The sequence below is a fragment of the Streptomyces sp. LUP47B genome (genome assembly GCF_001746295.1).
GTDB lineage: Bacteria > Actinomycetota > Actinomycetes > Streptomycetales > Streptomycetaceae > Streptomyces.
This window is the reverse complement of record NZ_MJAH01000006.1, coordinates 164,229-185,789: the sequence shown is the minus strand read 5'-3', so window position 1 is coordinate 185,789 and position 21,561 is coordinate 164,229. Positions and strand designations below refer to the sequence as shown.

Annotated in this window: 18 protein-coding genes; 11 read left to right on the top strand and 7 right to left on the bottom strand. The window is 71.3% G+C overall.

The genetic code is table 11. The features are described from left to right. Positions 1–28: 28 nt before the first annotated feature. The 6 genes from BFN33_RS19100 to BFN33_RS19075 all read left to right on the top strand — a co-directional run bounded on the left by BFN33_RS19100 (position 29) and on the right by BFN33_RS19075 (position 7,418). Positions 29–802 (top strand): IclR family transcriptional regulator, encoded by a 774-nt coding sequence (locus tag BFN33_RS19100; protein WP_069761296.1) that lies wholly within the window; start codon positions 29–31, stop codon positions 800–802. Between the two features lie 376 nt (positions 803–1,178). Then, positions 1,179–1,979: an MIP/aquaporin family protein gene (locus tag BFN33_RS19095; protein ID WP_069761295.1), complete on the top strand. Its 801-nt coding sequence runs from the start codon at positions 1,179–1,181 to the stop codon at positions 1,977–1,979. 82 nt (positions 1,980–2,061) lie between these two features. Continuing rightward, complete coding sequence (gene glpK / locus BFN33_RS19090) at positions 2,062–3,600, top strand: glycerol kinase GlpK (protein ID WP_057614338.1); 1,539 nt, start codon at positions 2,062–2,064, stop codon at positions 3,598–3,600. 56 nt (positions 3,601–3,656) lie between these two features. Beyond that, positions 3,657–5,273 carry a glycerol-3-phosphate dehydrogenase/oxidase gene (locus BFN33_RS19085; protein WP_069761294.1) on the top strand — a complete coding sequence of 539 codons (1,617 nt, stop codon included), beginning with the start codon at positions 3,657–3,659 and terminating at the stop codon, positions 5,271–5,273. A gap of 198 nt (positions 5,274–5,471) precedes the next feature. Next, complete coding sequence (locus BFN33_RS19080; RefSeq protein ID WP_069761293.1) at positions 5,472–6,143, top strand: FadR/GntR family transcriptional regulator; 672 nt, start codon at positions 5,472–5,474, stop codon at positions 6,141–6,143. Positions 6,144–6,407: 264 nt separating this feature from the next. Continuing rightward, a complete protein-coding gene (locus BFN33_RS19075) occupies positions 6,408–7,418 on the top strand; it encodes a PAC2 family protein (protein ID WP_069761292.1) in 1,011 nt (336 codons plus the stop codon). Positions 7,419–7,503: 85 nt separating this feature from the next. On the opposite strand, the gene BFN33_RS19070 is transcribed toward BFN33_RS19075, so the two are convergent. Next, entirely contained in the window at positions 7,504–8,433 is a 930-nt protein-coding gene (locus BFN33_RS19070; protein WP_069761291.1) for an SMP-30/gluconolactonase/LRE family protein, read from the bottom strand. Positions 8,434–8,707: 274 nt separating this feature from the next. Here BFN33_RS19070 and BFN33_RS19065 point away from each other — a divergent pair, with 274 nt between their 5' ends. Both BFN33_RS19065 and BFN33_RS19060 read left to right on the top strand, forming a co-directional pair. Continuing rightward, positions 8,708–10,426: a S8 family peptidase gene (locus tag BFN33_RS19065; RefSeq protein ID WP_069761290.1), complete on the top strand. Its 1,719-nt coding sequence runs from the start codon at positions 8,708–8,710 to the stop codon at positions 10,424–10,426. Between the two features lie 49 nt (positions 10,427–10,475). Further along, entirely contained in the window at positions 10,476–11,048 is a 573-nt protein-coding gene (locus BFN33_RS19060; protein ID WP_069761289.1) for a hypothetical protein, read from the top strand. A 68-nt stretch (positions 11,049–11,116) separates the two neighbouring features. Here BFN33_RS19060 and mshC read toward each other — a convergent pair whose 3' ends face one another. The 4 genes from mshC to BFN33_RS19040 form a co-directional block, all read right to left on the bottom strand. Further along, positions 11,117–12,346, bottom strand: a complete 1,230-nt coding sequence (gene mshC, locus BFN33_RS19055; protein WP_069761288.1) for a cysteine--1-D-myo-inosityl 2-amino-2-deoxy-alpha-D-glucopyranoside ligase — start codon at positions 12,344–12,346, stop codon at positions 11,117–11,119. 101 nt (positions 12,347–12,447) lie between these two features. Further along, on the bottom strand, positions 12,448–13,266 hold the full coding sequence (locus BFN33_RS19050; protein ID WP_176742417.1) for an SCO1664 family protein: 819 nt from the start codon (positions 13,264–13,266) through the stop codon (positions 12,448–12,450). Further along, positions 13,230–13,820 (bottom strand): DUF3090 domain-containing protein, encoded by a 591-nt coding sequence (locus BFN33_RS19045; RefSeq protein ID WP_069761286.1) that lies wholly within the window; start codon positions 13,818–13,820, stop codon positions 13,230–13,232. The genes BFN33_RS19050 and BFN33_RS19045 overlap by 37 nt, the downstream gene beginning before the upstream one ends. Before the next feature lie 87 nt (positions 13,821–13,907). Then, positions 13,908–14,594, bottom strand: a complete 687-nt coding sequence (locus BFN33_RS19040; protein ID WP_069761285.1) for a histidine phosphatase family protein — start codon at positions 14,592–14,594, stop codon at positions 13,908–13,910. A 62-nt stretch (positions 14,595–14,656) separates the two neighbouring features. Between BFN33_RS19040 and corA the strand changes: the two genes are divergently transcribed. Beyond that, positions 14,657–15,652, top strand: a complete 996-nt coding sequence (gene corA, locus BFN33_RS19035) for a magnesium/cobalt transporter CorA (RefSeq protein ID WP_069761284.1) — start codon at positions 14,657–14,659, stop codon at positions 15,650–15,652. 6 nt (positions 15,653–15,658) lie between these two features. On the opposite strand, the gene BFN33_RS19030 is transcribed toward corA, so the two are convergent. Both BFN33_RS19030 and BFN33_RS19025 read right to left on the bottom strand, forming a co-directional pair. Continuing rightward, a complete protein-coding gene (locus BFN33_RS19030; protein WP_069761283.1) occupies positions 15,659–16,447 on the bottom strand; it encodes a ferritin-like domain-containing protein in 789 nt (262 codons plus the stop codon). Positions 16,448–16,697: 250 nt separating this feature from the next. Further along, positions 16,698–17,753 carry an LLM class F420-dependent oxidoreductase gene (locus BFN33_RS19025; protein ID WP_069761282.1) on the bottom strand — a complete coding sequence of 352 codons (1,056 nt, stop codon included), beginning with the start codon at positions 17,751–17,753 and terminating at the stop codon, positions 16,698–16,700. A 176-nt stretch (positions 17,754–17,929) separates the two neighbouring features. Between BFN33_RS19025 and BFN33_RS19020 the strand changes: the two genes are divergently transcribed. After that, a complete protein-coding gene (locus tag BFN33_RS19020; RefSeq protein ID WP_069761281.1) occupies positions 17,930–18,913 on the top strand; it encodes an aldo/keto reductase in 984 nt (327 codons plus the stop codon). Beyond that, positions 18,910–21,528 carry a helix-hairpin-helix domain-containing protein gene (locus BFN33_RS19015; RefSeq protein WP_079140889.1) on the top strand — a complete coding sequence of 873 codons (2,619 nt, stop codon included), beginning with the start codon at positions 18,910–18,912 and terminating at the stop codon, positions 21,526–21,528. The genes BFN33_RS19020 and BFN33_RS19015 overlap by 4 nt, the downstream gene beginning before the upstream one ends. The last annotated feature ends 33 nt before the right edge of the window (positions 21,529–21,561 follow it).

The window sequence follows — 21,561 nt, the reverse complement described above, 5'->3', positions numbered from 1 at the left end:
TGCCGAAGCGGACGGAGGCAGGACGGCGATGGCACGGAACATCCAGTCGCTCGAACGGGCGGCCGCGATGCTGCGGCTCCTCGCGGGCGGCGAGCGGAGACTCGGCCTGTCGGACATCGCCTCGTCCCTGGGCCTCGCCAAGGGCACCGCGCACGGCATCCTGCGCACCCTCCAGCAGGAGGGGTTCGTGGAGCAGGAGGAGGCCTCCGGGCGCTATCAGCTGGGCGCCGAGCTGCTGCGCCTGGGCACCACCTATCTGGACGTGCACGAGCTGCGCGCGCGGGCGCTCGTCTGGACGGACGACCTGGCCCGCTCCAGCGGCGAGAGCGTCCATCTGGGCGTGCTGCACCAGCAGGGCGTGCTGATCGTGCACCACGTCTTCCGGCCCGACGACAGCCGGCAGGTGCTGGAGATCGGGGCCATGCAGCCCCTGCACTGCACGGCGCTCGGCAAGGTGCTCTCGGCGTACGACCCGGTCGCGCACAGCGAGGTGCTGGAGAGCGACCGCAAGGCGTTCACCGAGCGGACCGTGTGCGAGCTGGACGAGTTCGAGCAGATCCTCGACGTCACGCGCGCGCGTGGGTACGCGGCGGACGTGGAGGAGACCTGGGAGGGTGTCGCGTCCATCGCCGCACCCATCCACGACCGGCGGCGCATGCCGGTCGGCGCGGTCGGCATCACGGGCGCGGTGGAGCGGCTGTGCCGGTCCGACGAAGAGGGCGCGCTGCGCCCGGAGCTGATCGCGGCCGTGCGGGACTGCGCCCGCGCGGTCTCACGGGATCTGGGCGCCGGGCGGTTCTGAGAGACGTACGTGGGAGCCGGCAGGGACGGCCGGGCGCCGGGTGGCGTTCCGGTCCTCGCCGTACCCTCACGCAGGGGGCATACCGGCCGGTCGGCACGCAGCGTGTCCGGCGCCGCGCCCTGCGCGGTCACCTCGCAAGATCGACAGCCCATACCGATCAATAACGATCGCGCTTTCGATAACAGAACCCTTGACGTGCACGTAACGCCGGAGCAAGACTCCCGTCCATCGGTCGGCATTGTCGAACACCTACCGGCAATACGCGCTAGAGTGTGACAACGCCAAGGGCCGGCATCGCTCTCATCCCCGAGGGCAGCTCGAACCTCCGGAGGGACCCGGGGTTCGGTCCCCTGGACGAAGGACAAAGGAGTCGCGGGTGTCCAGCTCCGACATCTTCATCGGCGAGACCATCGGTACCGCCATACTCATCCTGCTCGGTGGCGGCGTGTGCGCCGCCGTCACGCTGAAGGCCTCCAAGGCACGCAACGCCGGCTGGCTCGCCATCGCCTTCGGGTGGGGTTTCGCCGTACTGACGGCCGTCTACACCTCGGCGCCGCTCTCCGGCGCCCACCTCAACCCGGCCGTGACGCTCGCGCTCGCGCTGAAGAAGGACGGCATCTCCTGGAGTGACGTCCCGATCTACTGGGGCGGTCAGCTGCTCGGCGCCATGATCGGTGCGGCGCTGGTCTGGATCGCCTACTACGGCCAGTTCCACGCGCACCTGACCGACAAGGAGATCGTCGGCGCTCCGGGTGCGCAGGCCACGAGCGCCAAGGCCGTCGAGGCACAGGAGAAGGGCGCCGGCCCGGTGCTGGGCATCTTCTCCACCGGCCCCGAGATCCGGATCGCCTGGCAGAACGTCGTCACCGAGGTCATCGGCACGATCGTGCTGGTGCTCGCCGTACTCACGCAGGGGCTCAACGGCGACGGCAAGGGCCTGGGCACCCTCGGCGCCCTGATCACCGCGCTCGTCGTCGTCTCCATCGGTCTGTCCCTCGGCGGCCCGACCGGGTACGCGATCAACCCGGCCCGTGACCTCGGTCCGCGTATCGTGCACGCCCTCCTGCCCCTGCCCAACAAGGGCGGCTCCGACTGGAGCTACGCCTGGGTCCCGGTCGTCGGTCCGCTGATCGGTGGCGCGATCGCTGCAGGCATCTACAACATCGCTTTCGCTTAGAACAGCTGACACAGCACAGAGCAAAGCCGTCGTAGACCAGTCGTAGCCAGTCCCCTTACTCACGGAACCCCGGGAGCACACAGTGACCGACGCCCACACCGCCGGCCCTTTCATCGCCGCCATCGACCAGGGCACCACCTCCAGCCGCTGCATCGTCTTCGACAGGGACGGCCGTATCGTCTCGGTCGACCAGAAGGAGCACGAGCAGATCTTCCCGAAGCCGGGCTGGGTCGAGCACAACGCCACCGAGATCTGGACCAACGTCGAGGAAGTCGTCGCCGGAGCCATCCAGAAGGCCGGCATCACCCGCGACGACATCAAGGCCATCGGCATCACCAACCAGCGCGAGACCACTCTCCTCTGGGACAAGAACACCGGTGAGCCCGTCCACAACGCCATCGTCTGGCAGGACACCCGCACCGACGCCCTGTGCAGGGAGCTCGGCCGCAACGTCGGCCAGGACCGCTTCCGCCGCGAGACCGGTCTTCCCCTCGCCTCGTACTTCGCCGGCCCGAAGGCCCGCTGGCTGCTCGACAACGTCGAGGGGCTGCGCGAGCGCGCCGAGCGCGGCGAGATCCTCTTCGGCACCATGGACAGCTGGGTCATCTGGAACCTGACGGGCGGTGTGAACGGCGGTCACCACGTCACCGACGTCACCAACGCCTCCCGCACCATGCTGATGAACCTCCACACGCTGGAGTGGGACGAGAAGATCGCCGAGTCCATCGGCGTGCCGCTGTCGATGCTCCCCGAGATCCGCTCGTCCGCCGAGGTGTACGGCGAGGTCACCGGCGGCAAGCTGGGCGACCTGCTCGGCGGCATCCCGGTCGCCTCGGCGCTCGGTGACCAGCAGGCGGCCCTGTTCGGCCAGACGTGTTTCGCCGAGGGCGAGGCCAAGTCGACGTACGGCACCGGCACGTTCATGCTGATGAACACCGGTGACAAGATCATCAACTCGTACTCCGGGCTGCTGACGACGGTCGGCTACCGCATCGGCGACCAGGCACCGGTCTACGCCCTCGAGGGCTCGATCGCCGTCACCGGTTCGCTGGTGCAGTGGATGCGCGACCAGATGGGCCTGATCTCCACCGCCGCCGAGATCGAGACGCTCGCGCTCTCGGTCGAGGACAACGGCGGCGCGTACTTCGTACCGGCGTTCTCCGGGCTCTTCGCCCCGTACTGGCGCCCGGACGCCCGCGGTGTGATCGCCGGTCTCACCCGGTACGTCACCAAGGCGCACATCGCCCGCGCCGTCCTGGAGGCCACCGCCTGGCAGACCCGTGAGATCAGCGACGCCATGACCAAGGACTCCGGTGTCGAGCTCGCGGCACTCAAGGTCGACGGCGGCATGACCTCCAACAACCTGCTGATGCAGACGCTCTCGGACTTCCTGGACGCCCCCGTGGTGCGCCCGATGGTCGCCGAGACCACCTGCCTCGGTGCCGCCTACGCCGCCGGCCTCGCCGTCGGCTTCTGGACCAGCACCGACGACCTGCGCGCCAACTGGCGCCGGGCCGCCGAGTGGACCCCCAACATGGCCGCGGAGAAGCGCGACCGTGAGTACAAGAGCTGGCTCAAGGCCGTCGAGCGGACCATGGGCTGGCTCGAGGACGAGAACTGACGAGAGAGCTCCACGAAAGCTCATCTCGAAGTTCTGATGAGGAGTAAGAACCCGACATGACCAGTCAGTCCACCCTGCAGTCCGTGCCTGCCCTCGGTACGCACCCGGCCTCCGGCTCCCACCCGAGCCGCGCCGAGACCCGGGAGCAGCTCTCCAAGGCGTCGTACGACCTTCTCGTGATCGGCGGCGGCATCCTGGGCATCTCCACCGCCTGGCACGCCGCGCAGTCCGGCCTCAGGGTGGCACTGGTCGACGCCGGCGACTTCGCCGGCGCCACCTCCTCCGCCTCCTCCAAGCTGCTCCACGGCGGTCTGCGCTATCTGCAGACCGGCGCGGTGAAGCTGGTGGCGGAGAACCACTTCGAGCGCCGTGCGGTCTCCCGCCAGGTGGCCCCCCACCTGGCGAACCCGCTCACCTTCTACCTCCCCGTGTACAAGGGCGGGCCGCACGGCGCCGCGAAGCTCGGGGCGGGCGTCTTCGCCTACTCCGCGCTCTCCGCGTTCGGTGACGGCGTCGGTCACCTCCTGTCCCCCGCCAAGGCGGCGCAGGACGTGCCCGAGTTGCGCACCGAGAACCTCAAGGCCGTGGCCGTGTACGGCGACGACCAGATGAACGACGCGCGCATGGCGCTGATGACGGTCCGCGCGGCCGTCGAGGCGGGCGCGGTCGTGCTCAACCACGCCGAGGTGACCGGCCTCAGGTTCACCAAGGGCCGGGTGACGGGCGCGGATCTGCGCGACCGGCAGTCCGGTGACGAGTTCGGCGTGAACGCGCGCCTCGTGCTGAACGCGACCGGGCCGTGGGTCGACCACCTGCGCAAGATGGAGGACCCGAACGCGGCTCCGTCCATCCGGCTGTCCAAGGGCGCGCACCTGGTCCTGAAGCGGACGTCTGCGTGGAAGGCCGCGCTGGCCACCCCGATCGACAAGTACCGGATCACCTTCGCCCTCCCGTGGGAGGACATGCTCCTGCTCGGTACGACCGACGAGGAGTTCGAGGGCGACCCGGCCGACGTCGCGGTCACCGAGAAGGACACGGCCCAGATACTCGACGAGGCCGCGTTCTCCGTCCGCGACCAGCAGCTGTCCCGCGACCTGATCACGTACTCCTTCGCCGGTCTGCGCGTGCTGCCGGGCGGCCCCGGTGACACGGCGAAGGCCAAGCGCGAGACCGTGGTCACGGAGGGCCGTGGCGGCATGCTGTCCGTCGCGGGCGGCAAGTGGACGACCTTCCGGCACATCGGCCGTACGGTCATGCAGAAGCTGGAGGCGCTGCCGGGCGCTCCGCTGGGCGACGACTTCGAGCCCATCGCGTCCCTGCCGAAGAAGCTTCCGCTGCCCGGTGTCGCCAACCCGCGCGCGGTCGCGCACCGCCTGCTGGTGGACAACCCGGCACCGGGTCCGCGCATGGCCGCCGACACGGCGAAGCATCTGGCGACGCACTACGGTTCGTTGGCCTTCGACATCGCCCGACTGGCCAACGAGAGCCCCGAACTGGGTCAGCGGGTGCATCCGGACGCGCCGGAGATCTGGGCGCAGGTCGTCTACGCGCGGGACAACGAATGGGCCGAGACCGCGGACGACGTGCTGCGGCGCAGGACCACGTTGACGATCCGGGGGCTTGCCACGGACGACGTGCGGGCGAAGGTTCAGGATCTGCTCGACAAGAAGTGAGCGGTGACACGGGAAGGGCGGCTCCTCGTCGAGGGGCCGCCCTTTTCCGAGCCGCAGGTCGATGCGGGGACCGGGAGCTGCTTAGGCTCGACGAGCGGGCCGTGATCGGTGATCTGGAGGCGCTCGTCTGAGCAGACCTCATAATGGGCTGAGACATCCGACGTCTCAGCGCGATGCGGGGCGACAAGGAGGCCGGACATGGCTGTCACCGACGAGGCGATCGAGAAGATCAAGGGCATGATCGTCTCTGGCGCGCTGCGCCCCGGCGACCGGCTCCCCAAGGAGAGCGAGCTCGCCTCCGAGCTGGGGCTGTCCCGCAACTCGCTGCGCGAGGCCGTGCGGGCGCTGTCGCTGATCCGCATCCTGGACGTACGGCAGGGCGACGGCACGTATGTGACCAGCCTGGATCCGCAACTCCTGCTGGAGGCGATGAGCTTCGTCGTCGACTTCCATCGCGACGACACGGTCCTGGAGTTCCTGGCCGTGCGCCGCATCCTGGAGCCGGCCGCCACGGCGATGGCCGCCTCCCGGATCAGCGAGCAGCAACTCGACGCCCTCTCCGCCCAGTTGGACAAGCTCGGCGACAGCCCGTCGGTGGAGGAGCTGGTGGCCTGCGACCTGGACTTCCACCGCGGGATCGTGCAGAGCTCCGGCAACTCCGTGCTCTGCTCGCTTCTTGACGGTCTGTCTGGTCCCACCACCCGGGCCCGGATCTGGCGTGGACTGACGCAGGAGGACGCGGTCAGCCGCACCCTGCACGAGCACCGCGCGATCGTCGCCGCCCTGCGCGACCGGGACGGCGAGGCGGCCCGATCGTGGGCGACGGTGCACATCGCGAGCGTGGAGCAGTGGCTGCGGTCCACTCTGTGAGTTTCGCGGCGGGGGCGGTAGCGGCGCGTCATGTTACGGGTGCCGGCTCGTCGCGGCTGTTCGCGCCCATGTGGCGGAGCCGCATGTCGACACGGCCCGCGCCCCTGGGGTCGGGACGGCTCCCGGGGTGAGGGGCCGGGTGTTTCAGGGGGGCGAACGGGGCAGTGATCCGTTCACTCCCCCGTGCAAGGGGGCTGCGGGCGCCCCCGCCGGACGCCGTAAGGTTGGTGCGTTAAGCGAGGGCACGTCGGAAGGAGGCGCTGGGTGATCGAGCTCGAGGGGGTTCCCGAGCTGATCGACCCGGTCATGGTGGCCGCGTTCGAGGGCTGGAACGACGCCGGCGACGCCGCCTCCACCGCGGTCGCACATCTGGACAAGGAGTGGAAGGGCGAGGTGTTCGCGGCGCTCGACGCCGAGGACTACTACGACTTCCAGGTGAACCGCCCCACCGTGTGGCTGGACGGCGGAGTGCGCAAGATCACGTGGCCGACGACAAGGTTGTCGGTGGTCCGCGTCGGCGGCGACAAGCCGCGCGACCTCGTACTCGTCCGGGGCATCGAACCGTCGATGCGATGGCGCTCGTTCTGCAACGAGCTGCTGGGCTTCGCCCACGAACTGGGCGTGGAGCTGGTGGTGATCCTGGGCGCGCTGCTCGGCGACACCCCGCACACCCGTCCGGTTCCGATCAGCGGGACCACGTCCGATGCGGACCTGGCCCGGCGGATGGACCTGGAGGAGACCAAGTACGAGGGCCCCACGGGCATCGTCGGCATCCTCCAGGAGGCCTGCACCCACGCGGGCGTGCCCGCGGTGTCGCTGTGGGCGGCCGTACCGCACTACGTGTCGCAGCCGCCGAATCCGAAGGCGACGCTGGCCCTCCTGAACCGTCTGGAGGACCTGATCGACGTACGGATCCCGCTGGGCGAGCTGGCCGAGGACGCGCGCGCCTGGCAGGTGGGCGTGGACCAGCTGGCCGCCGAGGACACCGAGGTCGCGGAGTACGTGCAGACGCTGGAGGAGGCCCGGGACACCGCGGAGCTGCCGGAGGCGTCGGGCGAGGCGATCGCCCGGGAGTTCGAGCGGTATCTGCGGCGCCGGGACGGCGGCCAGCCCGGGCAGCCGGGCGGTCACGCGACCGCGGACGGCAGTGACAGCGCCGCCTATCTGCGGGACAGCCCCGGCGGCCGGGCGAAGCCCCCCAAGCCGCCGAAGCCGGAGGCCGAAGCCGAGACGGAACCGGAGACGGACGACGAGGACTCGTCGTCGGAGGACTGAGCCGAGGCCGGGTTGCCGAAGACCGGGTTGCCGAAGACCGGGCCGGTGAGGGCGGTGCGCGGGATGCGCACCGCCCTCAGCCGTGTCAGACCTGCCGCACCGCCACCGCGTCGTAATCGGTGGTGGGCGTCGGCTCCACGTCGAAACGCGCGTTGGGCAGATACAGGCGCCTGCCCCAGGCCGCCACCGTCGTAGGGATGCGGAAGCGCGGGTCGGTGATGCGGGTGATCGCGGTGCCCCGGGTGCCGGCGTCGTTCAGCCGGAACACGTCGATCGCGTTCTGCCGCTGCTGGACTGCGTAGAGGATCCGGCCGAGCAGAAGCAGGCCGTCGCCGTTGGGCAGCTTCGCCGCGCCCAGGTCGACGGCGCGCGCGGCGCCGGTGCGCGGGTCGACCCGCATGAGGCCGCCGCCGTTCGCGAAGTCGTTCACCACGAGCAGGGCGCGGCCGTCGGGGGTGCGCTCGATGCCGTTGGCCGTGAAGTCGGGCCCCTGCTGCCAGTCCCCGGTCAGCGGTACGGTCGTCACCGCGCCCTTGGCCAGCCGGTAGAGCACCGGCTTGAAGGAGTCGGTGAACCAGGCGGCGCCCGGGGTGAGGATCACGTCGTTCACGAAGGTACCGCCGGTGGCGTACACCTGTTCGGTCTCGCCGGAGCGGGCGTCGACGGTCCGTATCTCGCCGCTGTCGCCGCCGGCGAGGAAGAGTCTGTCGTGCCGGTCGATCTTCAGGCCGACCGTCGGGCGTCCGGCGCCCTTGGCGACGATCTTGCCGCGGCCGGTGGCCAGGCTCGCCCGGTAGATGTCTCCGTTCGCCAGGGAGCCGAAGTAGGCGTACGGCCGGGAGCCGATGGTGATGCCCTCGGGCTGGAAGCCGTCGGGGAGGGGAAACTGCGCGGGCCATGCGGCCTGCCGGGTCTCGGCCGCGTGCGCGGTGCCGCCGAGCAGGGCTGCCCCGGTGAGTGCGGCGGTCGTGGTCAGGAGTGTGCGACGTGCTAAGGAACGGTCTGCGAGTGCCACGGTGCGTCCTTCCGCAAGGCGGCCGGCGCGCGGCCGGCCGAACGGACGAGCGAAGCTCCCACCCCATCACACGACGGCTGTCTCCACAGCCTTTGGCCGGATTGTGGCGTGACATCGGTTTCCGGACGGATTGCACCCGTTACCCAATTCAACTTGTTTCTAAACCGAGTTGGCGAACCAGGGCTGGACGGGCCGCCGTTGCGGTGCTTGGTTGTCTCCCGGAAGGCACTGAAGGCACCCGCAGAACCCGCACGGACGAAGGGAGTGGTACCCGATGACCGAGCAGGTACAGCCGCCACAGGACCCGGGAGCCTCCGGGCCGGGCCCCGACGGAGCGGGATTCACCTACCGGGGAGCCGAACAGGAACTGATCGTCGTCGCCCGCCGCGAGGCCCGGCTGCGTGCCGGGGCCGAGGGCGTCCGCTCCGCGGCGGGGGCTGACGTGTCGGCCCTCAACATGTTCCTCAGCGACGAACAGCTCGCCCTCGAGCCGCTGTTCGGCAGCGAGGAGCGACTGCAGCAGTCGGCCGGCCCGGGCACCGAGGACGTGCCCGATCTCGCGCGGTTCTACCGGGTACGCGGCGGAGAGGACCGGGCGGCGGAACTGCGGGCCCGGATCGCCGCGCTGCCGGGCATCGACACGGCGTACGTCAAACCGCCCGCCGTGCCCGCGACGGTGGACGACGACCGCCGACTGAAGGAGGGCGCGCCCGTCACGCCCGACTTCACCAGCAGGCAGGGTTATCTGCGCCCCGCGCCCGAGGGGATCGACGCCCACTGGGCCTGGCAGCGCCCCGGTGGGACGGGTCACGGGGTGACCGTGATCGACGTCGAGGGCGCCTGGCAACTGGGCCACGAGGACCTGGCCGCCAAGCTCGCCGGCGTGGTCGTCGGCACCCCGCTGACCGACCTGGCCTGGCGCAACCACGGCACCGCCGTGATCGGCGTCATCGGCGGCGACCCGGGCGAGCGCGGAGTGACCGGGATCGTGCCGGAGGCGGTGACCGCGGCCGCGTCCTTCCAGGGCGTCGGCACGGCCGCCGCGATCCAGGCGGCGGCCGACCGGCTCGGCCCCGGTGACGTCGTCCTGGTCGAACTGCACCGTCCCGGACCGCGGTTCGACTACGAGATCCGTGACGACCAGAAGGGCTACCTCGCGATCGAGTGGTGGCCGGACGACTACGCGGCCGTCCGGTACGCGACCGCCAAGGGCGTTCTCGTCGTGGCGGCCGCGGGCAACGGCGGCGAGTCCCTCGACGACGCCGTCTACGAGCGCCGCCCCGACGAGTTCCCCGAGTGGTGGCGCAACCCCTTCAACCCCTCCAACCAGTCCTCCGGTGCCGTCCTGGTCGGTGCGGGCGCCCCGCCGCCCGGCACGCACGGCCGCGACCACGGCCCGGACCGCTCTCGCCTGGCGTTCTCCAACTACGGCGCACGCGTGGACGCGCAGGGCTGGGGACGCGAGGTCACGACCACCGGCGGCTTCTGGGACAGGCCCGGCGACCTTCAGGGCGGGCCCGAGGAGATCGCCTGGTACACCGACACGTTCTCCGGGACGTCCTCCGCCTCCCCGGTGGTGGTCGGCGCACTTGCCGCACTGCAGGGCATGCTCAAGGCGGCCGGCCGGCCACCGATGTCCCCGGAACTCGCCCGTACGGTGCTGCGCGCCACGGGCTCCCCGCAGCAGGACGCGCCGGGCCGCCCCGCCTCGCAGCGGATCGGCAACCGTCCCGACATCAAGGCGGCGGTCACCCGGCTGCTGCCGGAGGCGGTCGGCTCGGGCCAGGCCGAGGGCTACTGGGACGAGCTCCTGCCCTATCCCCGTGAACTCCCCCCGCGCCTGCGGCTGTTCGTGGCCGGCGCCTGGCGCAACCTCAACCACCCGTCCCCCGAGATCCGGCAGGCGGTCCACACCGCCTTCGCGGGCGGACGGCCCGACGTCCGGGTGTGGTTCTCGGACGACGAGATCGTCGGCCTGGTGATCACCGGCTGACGGTCCGGCACGGCACGTCCCGTCACATCAAACGGAAGGTGACACCCGCATGAGCATCACTCCGCAGATGGGCCAGCAGGGACAGCAACAGGGTCAGCAGTTCCCGACGACCTCGCCCTACCAGCAGCAGGGCGGCCAGCAGAGCTTCGGACAGCAGGGCGGCCAGCAGGGCTTCGGCACGGGGACCGGCTCCATGGAGCAGCTCCAGCAGCTCGGTCAGCAGCAGCCGTTCCAGCAGCTGTTGCAGCAGCTGGGCGGCCAGCAGCAGCCCTTCGGGCAGGCACAGCAGCAGGACCAGCAGGCGCAGCAGCTGGAGCAGCAGAACCAGCAGCAGCTCCAGCAGCTCGCGCAGTCCGTGGTCCAGCAGGTGATCCAGCAGGTCCAGTCGCAGGCGCTCGCCGCCGGAGTGGCGAACGGCTTCATCGACATCGTGCACCCGCTCCAGGCCCAGCCCCAGCAGGTCTTCCTGCGTATCAACAACCAGTTCCGGGTTCTGAACAACCCGAGCCCGCAGATCCACCAGCAGATCCAGGAGGCCTTCGCGTTCGGTCATCAGGTGATCGGCATCTGGGACGCCCAGTCCCCGAACGTCCTGCGCAGCGTGCGGATCCAGCGGATCTGACCGGCGGTTGAACGACAAAGGGGCGCTTCCCTCCGCGGGAAGCGCCCCTTCCGTACAGACCTACGGCCTTACAATGCGACGCCGAGCAGCGCGTCCACCGCACGTGTCACCACGCCGGGCGCGCCCATGTCGGCTCCGCCCCGTTCCTCCTGCGCGGCGGCCCAGCGGTCGACGGCGGCCAGCGCGGTGGGGGCGTCCAGGTCGTTCGCGAGGGCCTCGCGGATCTCCTCGACGAGCGTCTCGGCGGACGGACCGTCGGGCCGGGAGACGGCGGCACGCCAGCGGCCCAGCCGGTCCACGGCGTCCTGGAGGACCTGGTCGGTCCACTCCCAGTCGGCCCGATAGTGGTGGGCGAGCAGCGCCAGCCGGATGGCGGCGGGGTCGACACCCTCGCGCCGCAGCTGCGACACGAAGACCAGGTTGCCCTTGGACTTGGACATCTTCTCGCCGTCGAGGGCGACCATGCCGGCGTGGACGTACGCCTTGGCCATGGGGAACTCGCCGGTCAGCACCTGGGCGTGGGAGGCGCCCATCTCGTGGTGCGGGAAGGCAAGGTCGGAGCCGCCGCCCTGGACGTCGAAGGTCATGCCGAGGTGGTCAAGGGCGATCGCGACGCACTCGATGTGCCAGCCGGGGCGTCCCCGGCCGAGCGAGGCGCCGTCCCAGCTGGGCTCGCCCTCGCGGGCGGCCATCCACAGCATCGGGTCCAGGGGGTTCTTCTTGCCCGGACGGTCCGGGTCGCCGCCGCGCTCGGCGGACAGCAGCCGCATGGCGGCCGCGTCGAGGTTCGAGACCCTGCCGAAGTTCGGGTCGGACTCGACGGAGAAGTAGACGTCCCCCTCGAGCTCGTAGGCGGCACCGGCGTCCCGCAGCCGCTCGACGAGCGGCACGATCCCGGGTATCGCCTCGACCGCGCCGATGTAGTGCTGCGGGGGCAGCATCCTCAGAGCGGTCATGTCCTCGCGGAACAGGGCCGTCTCCTTCTCGGCGAGGGCGGTCCAGTCGAGGCTGTCCCGCTCGGCGCGCTCCAGGAGCGGATCGTCGATGTCGGTGACGTTCTGGACGTAGTGAACCTGGCGCTTGGTGTCGAGCCACACGCGCTGCACGAGGTCGAACGCGTTGTAGGTCGCCGCGTGCCCCATGTGGGTGGCGTCGTACGGCGTGATGCCGCAGACGTAGAGACGGGCGACAGGACCGGGGTCGAGGGAGACCAAGCCACCGGTCGCGGTGTCGTGGATCCTCAGGTCGCGGCCCTGACCAGGCAGGGCGGGGACCTCGGAAGCGGGCCAGGCATGCATGTCATGAGCCTAACCGGACGGATGTTCCGTATACGAACCGGACCGGGCCGGATGGCCGGTAAGGCCTTCTTGCGCGGTACGGGCCTGTGTGCAGTGTGCCGCTAAACGGGCGGCCAGGGAATGGCCGGCCACTCACCGCTGGGTTCCGGGTGCTTCCCGGAGTCCAGCAGCGCGTCGACACGCGCGCGTGTGGCGTCGAGTTCGGCGGCGGTGATCAGTACGGCGAGACGCCGGGCGAGCGCTCCCGAGGGGCCGAGCGTCTCCTTGAGGCTCTTGAGGACGTCGACCGCCTCTCCCGTCAGGGGTTCCCCGGCCCAGCCCCACAGGAGCGTGCGGAGCTTGTTCTCGGTGTTGAAGGTCACTCCGTGGTCGATGCCGTAGAGACGGCCGCCCTCGGCGGGCAGCAGATGGCCGCCCTTGCGGTCCGCGTTGTTGATCACCGCGTCGAGGACCGCGAGCCTGCGCAGCCGCTCGTCGTCCGCGTGCACCAGGAGCGCGGTCCTGCCTTCGTCGACCTCGGCGAGGCCGATGGCCTTCCAGCCGGGCTCGGGTTCCTCGGCGTCGACCAGGGCGAGCAGCTCGCTGCCCGGCACGGCCTCGATCCACAACTGGCACATGCCCTCGCCGTAGGGTCCGTCCCGCAGCACGGTGGGCGGCACCAGGCCCCAGCCGGTCGCCTCGGACACCTCGTACGCGGCGACCTCGCGCTGGGCGAGGGTGCCGTCCGGGAAGTCCCACAGGGGCCTCTCGCCGCGGACCGGCTTGTAGACGCAGAGCGCCTCCTGGCCGTCGTGGGAGACGGAGCAGTGCAGCACCGCGTTGGACGCGTCCCGGATCTGTCCGCGCACCGTCAGCTCACCCCTGGCGAGCACCTCTGCCGTGGTCACGCTCCGCGGCGGTATCCGTTCTGGCGCGGACATACGTGTCCTTCCGGGTCGAGCGGGAGACTGCACAGCGGGCACGGCGGCCGCCCGGCGTTGACGACGTCCAGGGCGCGCTTGGCGAAGGCCCTGGCCTGCGCGCCGGTGAGCCGGACCCGCAGCATCGGGGGCCCGTTCTCCTCGTCCTGGAGGAGCTTCTCCTCGGCCTCGGCGAGGTCCTCCTCGGATTCGGCCTCCAGCTCCACGAGGGCCTGCGCCTCGACGATCATGCGCTGCTCCTCGCCGTCCCAGGCGAGGGCCATGGTGCCGACCCGGAACTCCTCCTCGACGGGAGTGTCGAGGGGGCCGGTGTCGGCGATCTCGGTGGGCGACACCGCCGGCACCGGGGCGCTGCCGCCGCTGCGGCGCACGACCTCGTCGAGGAGTTCTTCCATCCGCTCGGCGAGAGCGGCCACCTGCGTCTTCTCCAGGGCCACGCTGGTCACTCGGGGGCCGGCCGTGGCCTGGAGGAAGAACGTACGGCGCCCGGGCAGTCCGACCGTGCCGGCCACGAAGCGGTCCGGCGGGTCATAGAGGAACACCTGACGGGACACGTCCTGTCTCCATTGGATTCGTGAGTACGGGAACGTCCATGCGTGAACGGGCTTGCGTGAACCGCTTCACCCTACTGCGCCCGACGATCACGGTGCGCCCGCACCACCACCGACCGGGGCGTCACCGCCCGCGGCCTCCTCGCGCGGCACCAGGGACGCGAAGTCACCGGTGTCGCCGAGGCGGACGAGAAACGGCCTGAGACGTGTGTAGCGGATGACAGTGATGGAACACGGTTCGACAGAGATCCTCTGGAAGAGGTCGAGATGAAGTCCCAGTGCGTCCGCGACGAGCGACTTGATGATGTCGCCGTGCGAGCACATCAGATAGACGGCGTCGGCTCCGTGATCGCGCTCCACGCGCGCGTTCCACTCGCGTACGGCCTCCGCCGCGCGCGTCTGCATCGCTCGCATGGACTCGCCGCCGGGAAACGCGGCCGCCGACGGATGCGCCTGGACGACCTCCATGAGCGGCTCGTCCCCCAGCTCCGCGAGCTTGCGGCCGGACCAGTCGCCGTAGTGGCACTCCCCGATGCGTTCCTCGCTGTGCGCCGGGAGGCCGGGCCGGGCGTCGAGCAGCGGCTGAATCGTTTCCTGACAGCGCTGCAGGGGGCTGGCGACGACCTCGGAGATCGGCACTCCTTCGAGCCGTCCGGGCAGCGAGGCGGCCTGTGCGCTGCCGCGCTCGTCGAGGGCCACCCCGGGTGTCCACCCGGCGAGCAGCCCCTCGGTGTTCGCGGTGGATCGTCCGTGCCTGACAAGGATCAACGTGGGCATGCGGCCCAGGGTAGGCGTACGCCGGACCCCGGCGTCCTTCGAGCGACGGGAGAACACACTCCGTGATCGTTGACTGTGCCATCTACCGGGAAGGGCACCGTACGGAGGGGCCCGAGGACCTGTCCGACGCGCTGGACGAGGCGCGATCGGCGGGCGGGTTCGTCTGGATCGGGCTGCACGAGCCGACGGAGAAGGAGTTCGACCTGGTCACCCGGGAGTTCGGACTGCACCCACTGTCGGTGGAGGACGCTCTCAAGGCGCATCAGCGGCCCAAGCTGGAGGTGTACGACGACTCGCTGTTCGTGGTCCTCAAGCCGGTGGTGTACGAGCCGGAGAGCGACACCGTCTCCACCGGCGAGGTCATGCTCTTCCTCGGAGACGCGTTCGTGGTGACGGTCCGTCATGGCGTGGGCTCACCGCTGAAGGCCGTACGGGAACGCCTCGAGCAGGAGCCGGAGTTGCTCGGGAAGGGGCCCACCGCGGTGTTGTACGCGGTCGCCGACGCCGTCGTGGACCACTACCTGGAGGTGGCGACGGAGCTGGGGACCGACCTGGAGGAGCTGGAGGCGGAGGTGTTCTCGCCGGACGGCGGCGGCTCGCGGCACACCGCGTCCCGGATCTACACCTTCAAGCGGCAGGTCCTGGAGTTCCGCCGGGCCACGGTCCCGCTCTCGATGCCGCTGACCCGGCTCGCGGGAGTGGGGGCGTACGGCGGGACGGTGCCGTTCGTTAACGACAGGGCGCGGCCCTTCTTCCGGGACGTCAACGACCATCTCGCGCGCGTGAACGAGTCGGTGGAGGGCCTGGACCGGCTGGTGTCGGACGTCCTGTCGGCGCATCTCGCGCAGATGAGCGTCCGGCAGAACGACGACATGCGGAAGATCTCCGCGTGGGCGGCCATGGCGGCGGTCCCCACGATGATCGCGGGGATCTACGGCATGAACTTCGACCACATGCCGGAGCTGCACTGGGTGTGGGCGTATCCGGCGGTGATCGCACTGATGGGCGCTCTGGAAGTGCTGCTGTACCGGCTGTTCAAGCGCCGGGGCTGGCTGTAGGGGTGCTCAGGCGAACTCGGGGGCGGAGGTGGCGGGTCCGCCGAGGGCGTCCCGTCGCTCCGGCGGCTTCAGGGAGACCATGCGGCGCCAGCCCGCGGCGCGTTCGTAGGCGTAGACGCCGTGGATGCCCGCGGCGAGGACGGCGGCCTTCGCCCGGGACCAGCCGAGGATGCCTCCCATGTGGGCCATCACCGCGAGGCTGACGTCCCGGTAGACGCGGATCTCGGCGAGCGCGCACCGCCTGAGCGTGTGCCGGATGGCGTGGCCGTGGCCGGCGTGGGCGAAGCGCAGCAGTTCCTCGTGGCAGTACGCGAGGTGGTTGTCCTCGTCGCCCGAGATCATCCTCACCGCCCGGCCGAGCTCGGGGTGGTCGGCGAAGTGCTTGCGCAGCAGTTCCATCTGCTCGGAGGCCCGCTGTTCGGTGACCCTGCTGTGGGAGAGGTAGGTGACGATGTCCTGCACGGTCAGCGGCTCGTCGCTCCTGAGCTTCTCGTGGGCGAGGCCGATGCCGTGCTTCTCCAGCAGCATCGTGTAGTCCGTCTCGGGCGGAACGGGCACCGGTTCGAGACCACGTTTCCTCATCAGGGCGTTGAAGATCCGCCCGTGCTTGTCCTCGTCGGCGCCGTGCCGGGTGATCTTGGGAGCGAGTGCGCGCTCGCTGGGCGGCACCAGCGCCGCGATGCGGGCGTTCTCCCAGCCGCCCTGTGACTCCCCGCTGGCCGCGATGGAGCAGAACAGCCGGAAGGACTCGTCGTTGTCGAGGATCTCCTGGAACAGACTCTTGGCCGAAAGCATCGTGGGGCACCTCTCTGCCGGACTCGCGGCATGCCGCAAAGAAAGAGTCAAATGCGGCGAGAAGGGTGCTGCAACACCTGTGTCGGACAACTCCGCCGAAAGGATGACCTCCGGGGTCACGAGAGGGGCGTAACCGCAAGGGGCACGCGCGCGTTGAAGCACATGACGGCCGTGGCGGGGTAGACCCCCGAGCCCCCACCACGGCCGCGGAAACCTCCGGCGGTCGAACCGTGTCCGTGTTCAGGCGCCGTTACGCGAGCCCGGCCCGCTCCAGGGCCTCGGTGCCGGCCCTGAGCGAGGCGAGCCGCTCGTCGAGGGTGAAGCCGGCGGGGGCCAGGGTGAGGGTGGTGACGCCGGCCGCCGCGTACTCCTTCATCCGGTCCGCGATGCGGTCCACGGAGCCGAGCAGCGTCGTCTTGTCGATCAGGTCGTGCGGGATGGCGGCCGCGGCGCCGTCCTTGTCGCCGCCCAGGTACTTGTCCTGGATCTCGGCGGCCGCCGCCTCGAAGCCCATGCGCTGGGCGAGCTGGTTGTAGAAGTTCTGCTTGCGGCTGCCCATACCGCCCACGTACAGCGCGGTGTAGGGGCGGAAGGTGTCGGCGAGCGTGGTCACGTCCTTGTCCTCGCCGAGGGCGAGCGGGAGGGTCGGGGCGATGTCGAACCCGTCGAGGGTCTTGCCCGCCTTCTCACGCCCGGCGCGCAGATGCCGGATCGCGGTGTCCTCCAGGTGCTCGGCGGAGGGGAAGATCAGCAGCGCCCCGTCGGCGATCTCCCCGGTCTGCTCCAGGTTCTTCGGGCCGATCGCGGCGATGTACAGCGGGATGTGCTCGCGCTCGGGGTGCACGGTCAGCTTGAGCGGCTTGCCGGGGCCTCCGGGCAGCGGGAGCGTCCAGTGCTCGCCGTCGTGAGTGAGGCGTTCGCGGCTCATGGCCTTGCGCACGATCTCGACGTACTCACGCGTGCGTGCCAGCGGCTTGTCGAACTTGACGCCGTACCAGCCCTCGGAGACCTGCGGTCCCGAGACGCCGAGGCCGAGCCGGAAGCGGCCGCCGGAGAGGGAGTCGAGGGTGGCGGCGGTCATCGCGGTCATCGCCGGCTGGCGGGCCGGGATCTGGAAGATGGCCGAGCCGACATCGATGCGCTCGGTCTGGGCGGCGACCCAGGTGAGCACGGTGGCCGCGTCCGAGCCGTAGGCCTCGGCGGCCCAGCAGACGGCGTATCCGAGCCGGTCGGCCTCCTGGGCGACGGCGAGATTGTCCGCGTCCATTCCGGCGCCCCAGTAGCCGAGGTTGATCCCGAGCTGCATGGCCGATTCCCCTTACCGATCAGTAACGTCCTTGTCGGCAGACCTTAGCGCGGCAGAGCGTGCCGGGGCAGGTCGCGGCCCCTGCCGATGAGCGGACGCCGATCCCCGCGCACCTGTCGGAATCCGTTGTCCACAGGCCCCCACGCGATAGGTTCTGGCCAGTAATCTCGGCGTTCATGGAGCAGAGGCATCTCGGCCGTACCGGCCTGCGCGTGTCCCGCATCGGACTCGGCACCCTCACCTGGGGCAGGGACACCGACGAACACGACGCAGCGGACCTCCTGAAAACCTTCTGGGAGGCGGGCGGGACGCTGGTCGACACGGCGGACGTGTACGGCGACGGGGAGGCCGAGTACCTGCTCGGGCGGCTCATAGAAGGCCTGGTCCCGCGCCGGGACCTGGTCATCTCCACGAAGGCGGGCAGCGTGCCCGACCCGGACATCCGCGTCGACGGCTCCCGCGGGCACCTGCTCTCCGCACTGGACGACTCGCTGGCCCGGCTCGGCACGGACTACGTCGACATCTGGCAGATCCATTCCTACGACCCCTGCACCCCTCTCGAGGAGACGCTCCAGGCCCTCGACGTGGCCGTCAGCAGCGGCCGCGTCCGCTATGCCGGGGTCTCCAACTTCTGCGGCTGGCAGCTCGCCAAGGCGGGCACCTGGCAGCTGGCGGCGCCCGGGACGCGCACCCGGCTGGCCGCCACGCAGCTGGAGTACTCACTGCTGCAGCGCGGGATCGAGCGGGAGGTACTGCCGGCCGCGCTCGACCTGGGCATCGGGCTGCTGCCCTCCTCGCCGCTGGGCCGAGGTGTCCTGACGGGCAAGTACCGCAACTCCACTCCGGCCGACTCGCGGGGTGCCTCGGAGCATCTCGCGCCGTTCGTCGCGCCCTACCTCGACGACACCGCGAGCCGCATCGTGGACGCGGTGACCACGGCGGCCGACGGGCTCGCGGTGACACCCCTCCAAGTGGCCCTCGCGTGGGTCCGGGACCGGCCGGGAGTGGCCGCGCCGATCGTCGGCGCGCGCAACTCGCAGCAGCTCACGGCGGCATTGTCAGTGGAGGCCCTTAGTCTTCCTGACGAGATCTGCCGGGCGCTCGACGATGTGTCGGTGCCCGTGCACCGCTATCCCGATCACGACTGGAGCACGCTGTGAGCACGGAGCCGGAGCCCACGGGGAAGACCGAGCCGGGGACGCGGAGCGTCGCGCCGGAGCCGGAGGGAGCGCCGGGCCGGGCGACGGACGGTGTCGCGGCGGGCGCCGGGGGCGGCGAAGCGGGGGTGGCCCGGGGGTCGGGCGACGATGCCGACGCCTCGGCGCGAGACTCCGTGGCGGAGAGCGGTGACGCGCGGGCGGGCGGGAGCGCCGGGGCCGATGAGAGCACCGACCAGGCTGCTGCGGGCGGCGGTGAGTCGGGGGCGGCCGGTGAAGACGTGAGTGACACGCCTGTCGGCGGCGGGGAACCGGAGACCGACGCGGCCGAGGGCGGTGACTCCGCCGGCGTGGACGCGGACGGTGCGGGCAAGGCGCAGTTGTCCGAGGCCGAGGCCGAGTTGGCGGCCCAGCGGCTCGAGCGGGAGCGGATCGCTCGGCGGAAGGCCGAGAAGCAGCAGCCCGTCGAGAGCGGAGCCAAACTCAGCGGGACGGCGGCCGATCTCCTCGCGGCCGTACGGGCGGTGGAGAGCGGGGCGAAGCCCGTGGCCGCCGTCTTCAGCGAGCCCGAGCCGCCGCGCCGGTCCGCCCAGGAGCCGGTGCGGCCCCGGCCGGTGTCGGCGCAGGCGACCGGTGCCGGGGGCGCGATCGGTGTCGCCGGTTCCGTCGGCGGGCCCGCGCCGGAGACCGTGGAGGCCGTACAGCGGGTGCTGGCCGAGGGCGGGGCGCCCCAGACCCTCGCGTCGCAGGTCGCCGCGGTCCTCGGGGAAGGGGCCGACGAGGAGCTGCGGGCGGATCCCTGGCAGTTGCTGCGGGTCACGGGCGTACGGCCCGAGCAGGCCGACGGGTTCGCGCGGGAGCTGCTCGGCGCGGAGTGCGCGCCGGACGACGAGCGGCGGGGGCGGGCGGTCACCGTCTGGCTCCTGGAGCAGGCGGCGCTCGCCGGACACACCGCGCTGGAGATGCCGGTGCTCACCGCCGCGCTGTCCCAGCGGGGCGTTCCGGACGCCGACGCGGCCGTACAGAGCACGATCGCCGAGGCCGAGGCACTGGTCTTCCAGGACGCCCTCGACCCGGCGGCCCCGGAACCCGCGGAGGACGACGAGGAGGGCGCGGAGCGGCCGGTCCGGATCCTGGTCGGGCTCGAGCGCTACGCCCTCGCGGAGGAGAGCCTCGCCGACGGTCTGGCCCGGCTGATCAACTCCGTGCCCAAGGAGGACGGTTCGGCCGAAAACTGGGAGCGTGCCGCCGCGTCGGCCAAGGGTTCGGCCGCCGAGCTGATCCGCGCGGTCGCGGCGGGCGGCCTGGTCCTGCACACCGGCGGCCAGGCGTCCCTGACGGAACCCGCGGCGCTGCTGACAGCGGCGCGGGGGCTGGGGCTGCGGGCATGGGCGGTCACGCACAGCCCACTGGGCCGCGACCGCTTCAGCGCCCTGCTCGGAGCCGATCGGCCGAGCGCCACCGGCGCGGGCGGGGCTGAGGGGCAGGACGAACCCGCGGACGGCGGTGCCGACCGACAGAGCGACCCCACACGAGAGGCCTCCGTCCCCCAGGACGACTTCGCCCCGGTGACCGGCCCAGCACCCGGCATCCCGGCCGGCTCCGCGCCCGCGGCCGGCGCCGCGCACGAACAACCCCGCACCGGCTCCACGACCCCCACCCGGCCCGTCGCGACCGTCGCCGGGCTCCTCTCCGGTGCCGAAGGACCCGGTCGGGACGGAGACGGGGCGTTCGATCTCGACCTGCTCGTGGTGCTCGACGCGCCTCAGCTGGACGTCGAGACGGCCGCGCTGCTCGTGGAGTCGCTGCCGGACGGGGCGCGGCTGGTGCTGGGCGGAGATCCGGCGGTGCTGTGGTCGGCGGGGCCCGGACGGGTGTTCGCGGATCTGCTCGCCGCGCGGATCTGTCCGCAGGTCGCCTCGCGAAGGCCGGACCCCGGCCCCCTGGGCGAGCTGGTCTCCGGTATCGGCATCGGTGAGCTGAACCAGGTCGAGGCACCGGGCAAGGAGGTCGTGATCGTGCCGGTGCGGGACGCGGGCGAGGCCGTGCACCGGACCGTGCAGCTGGTCGCGGACTCGGTGCCGCGGGCGCTCGGGGTGCCCCCCGAGGAGACCCAGGTGATCACACCGGGCCACGGCGGCGCCGCCGGCACCCGCGCCCTCAACGCGGCCCTGAAGGAGCGCCTCAACCCCGGCCCCGGCCGCTTCGGCGGATTCGACCCCGGTGACCGTATCGCCTACTCCCCCGCACCGGGCCGTACGCTCCCGGGCCGCGTGGTCGGGGCCGACGCGGACGGCCTGCACCTGACCTGCGCCGACGAGCCCGTCGTCGTACCGAAGGAGCGCGTGGAGCAGTCCGTACGCCACGGCTGGGCCCTGACCGCGCACCAGGCGGTGGGGTGCCGCTGGCCCGCGGTGGTCGCGGTACTGCCGGGTGACGCCACGCAGGCCCTGTCCCGCCCCTGGGTCTACACGGCGTTCGGCAGGGCGGACCGTCACCTGTCCGTGGTCCAGGGCGCGGAACAGGCCCTTCCGAGGGCGGTGGCCGAGATCCCGGCCAAGCCGCGCACGACCCGCCTCCCCGTGCTCCTCGGCACACAGTCACCGACGGCCGGCTGACCCGCCCGCAAAAGGGGCGCGGCCCCGGAGATG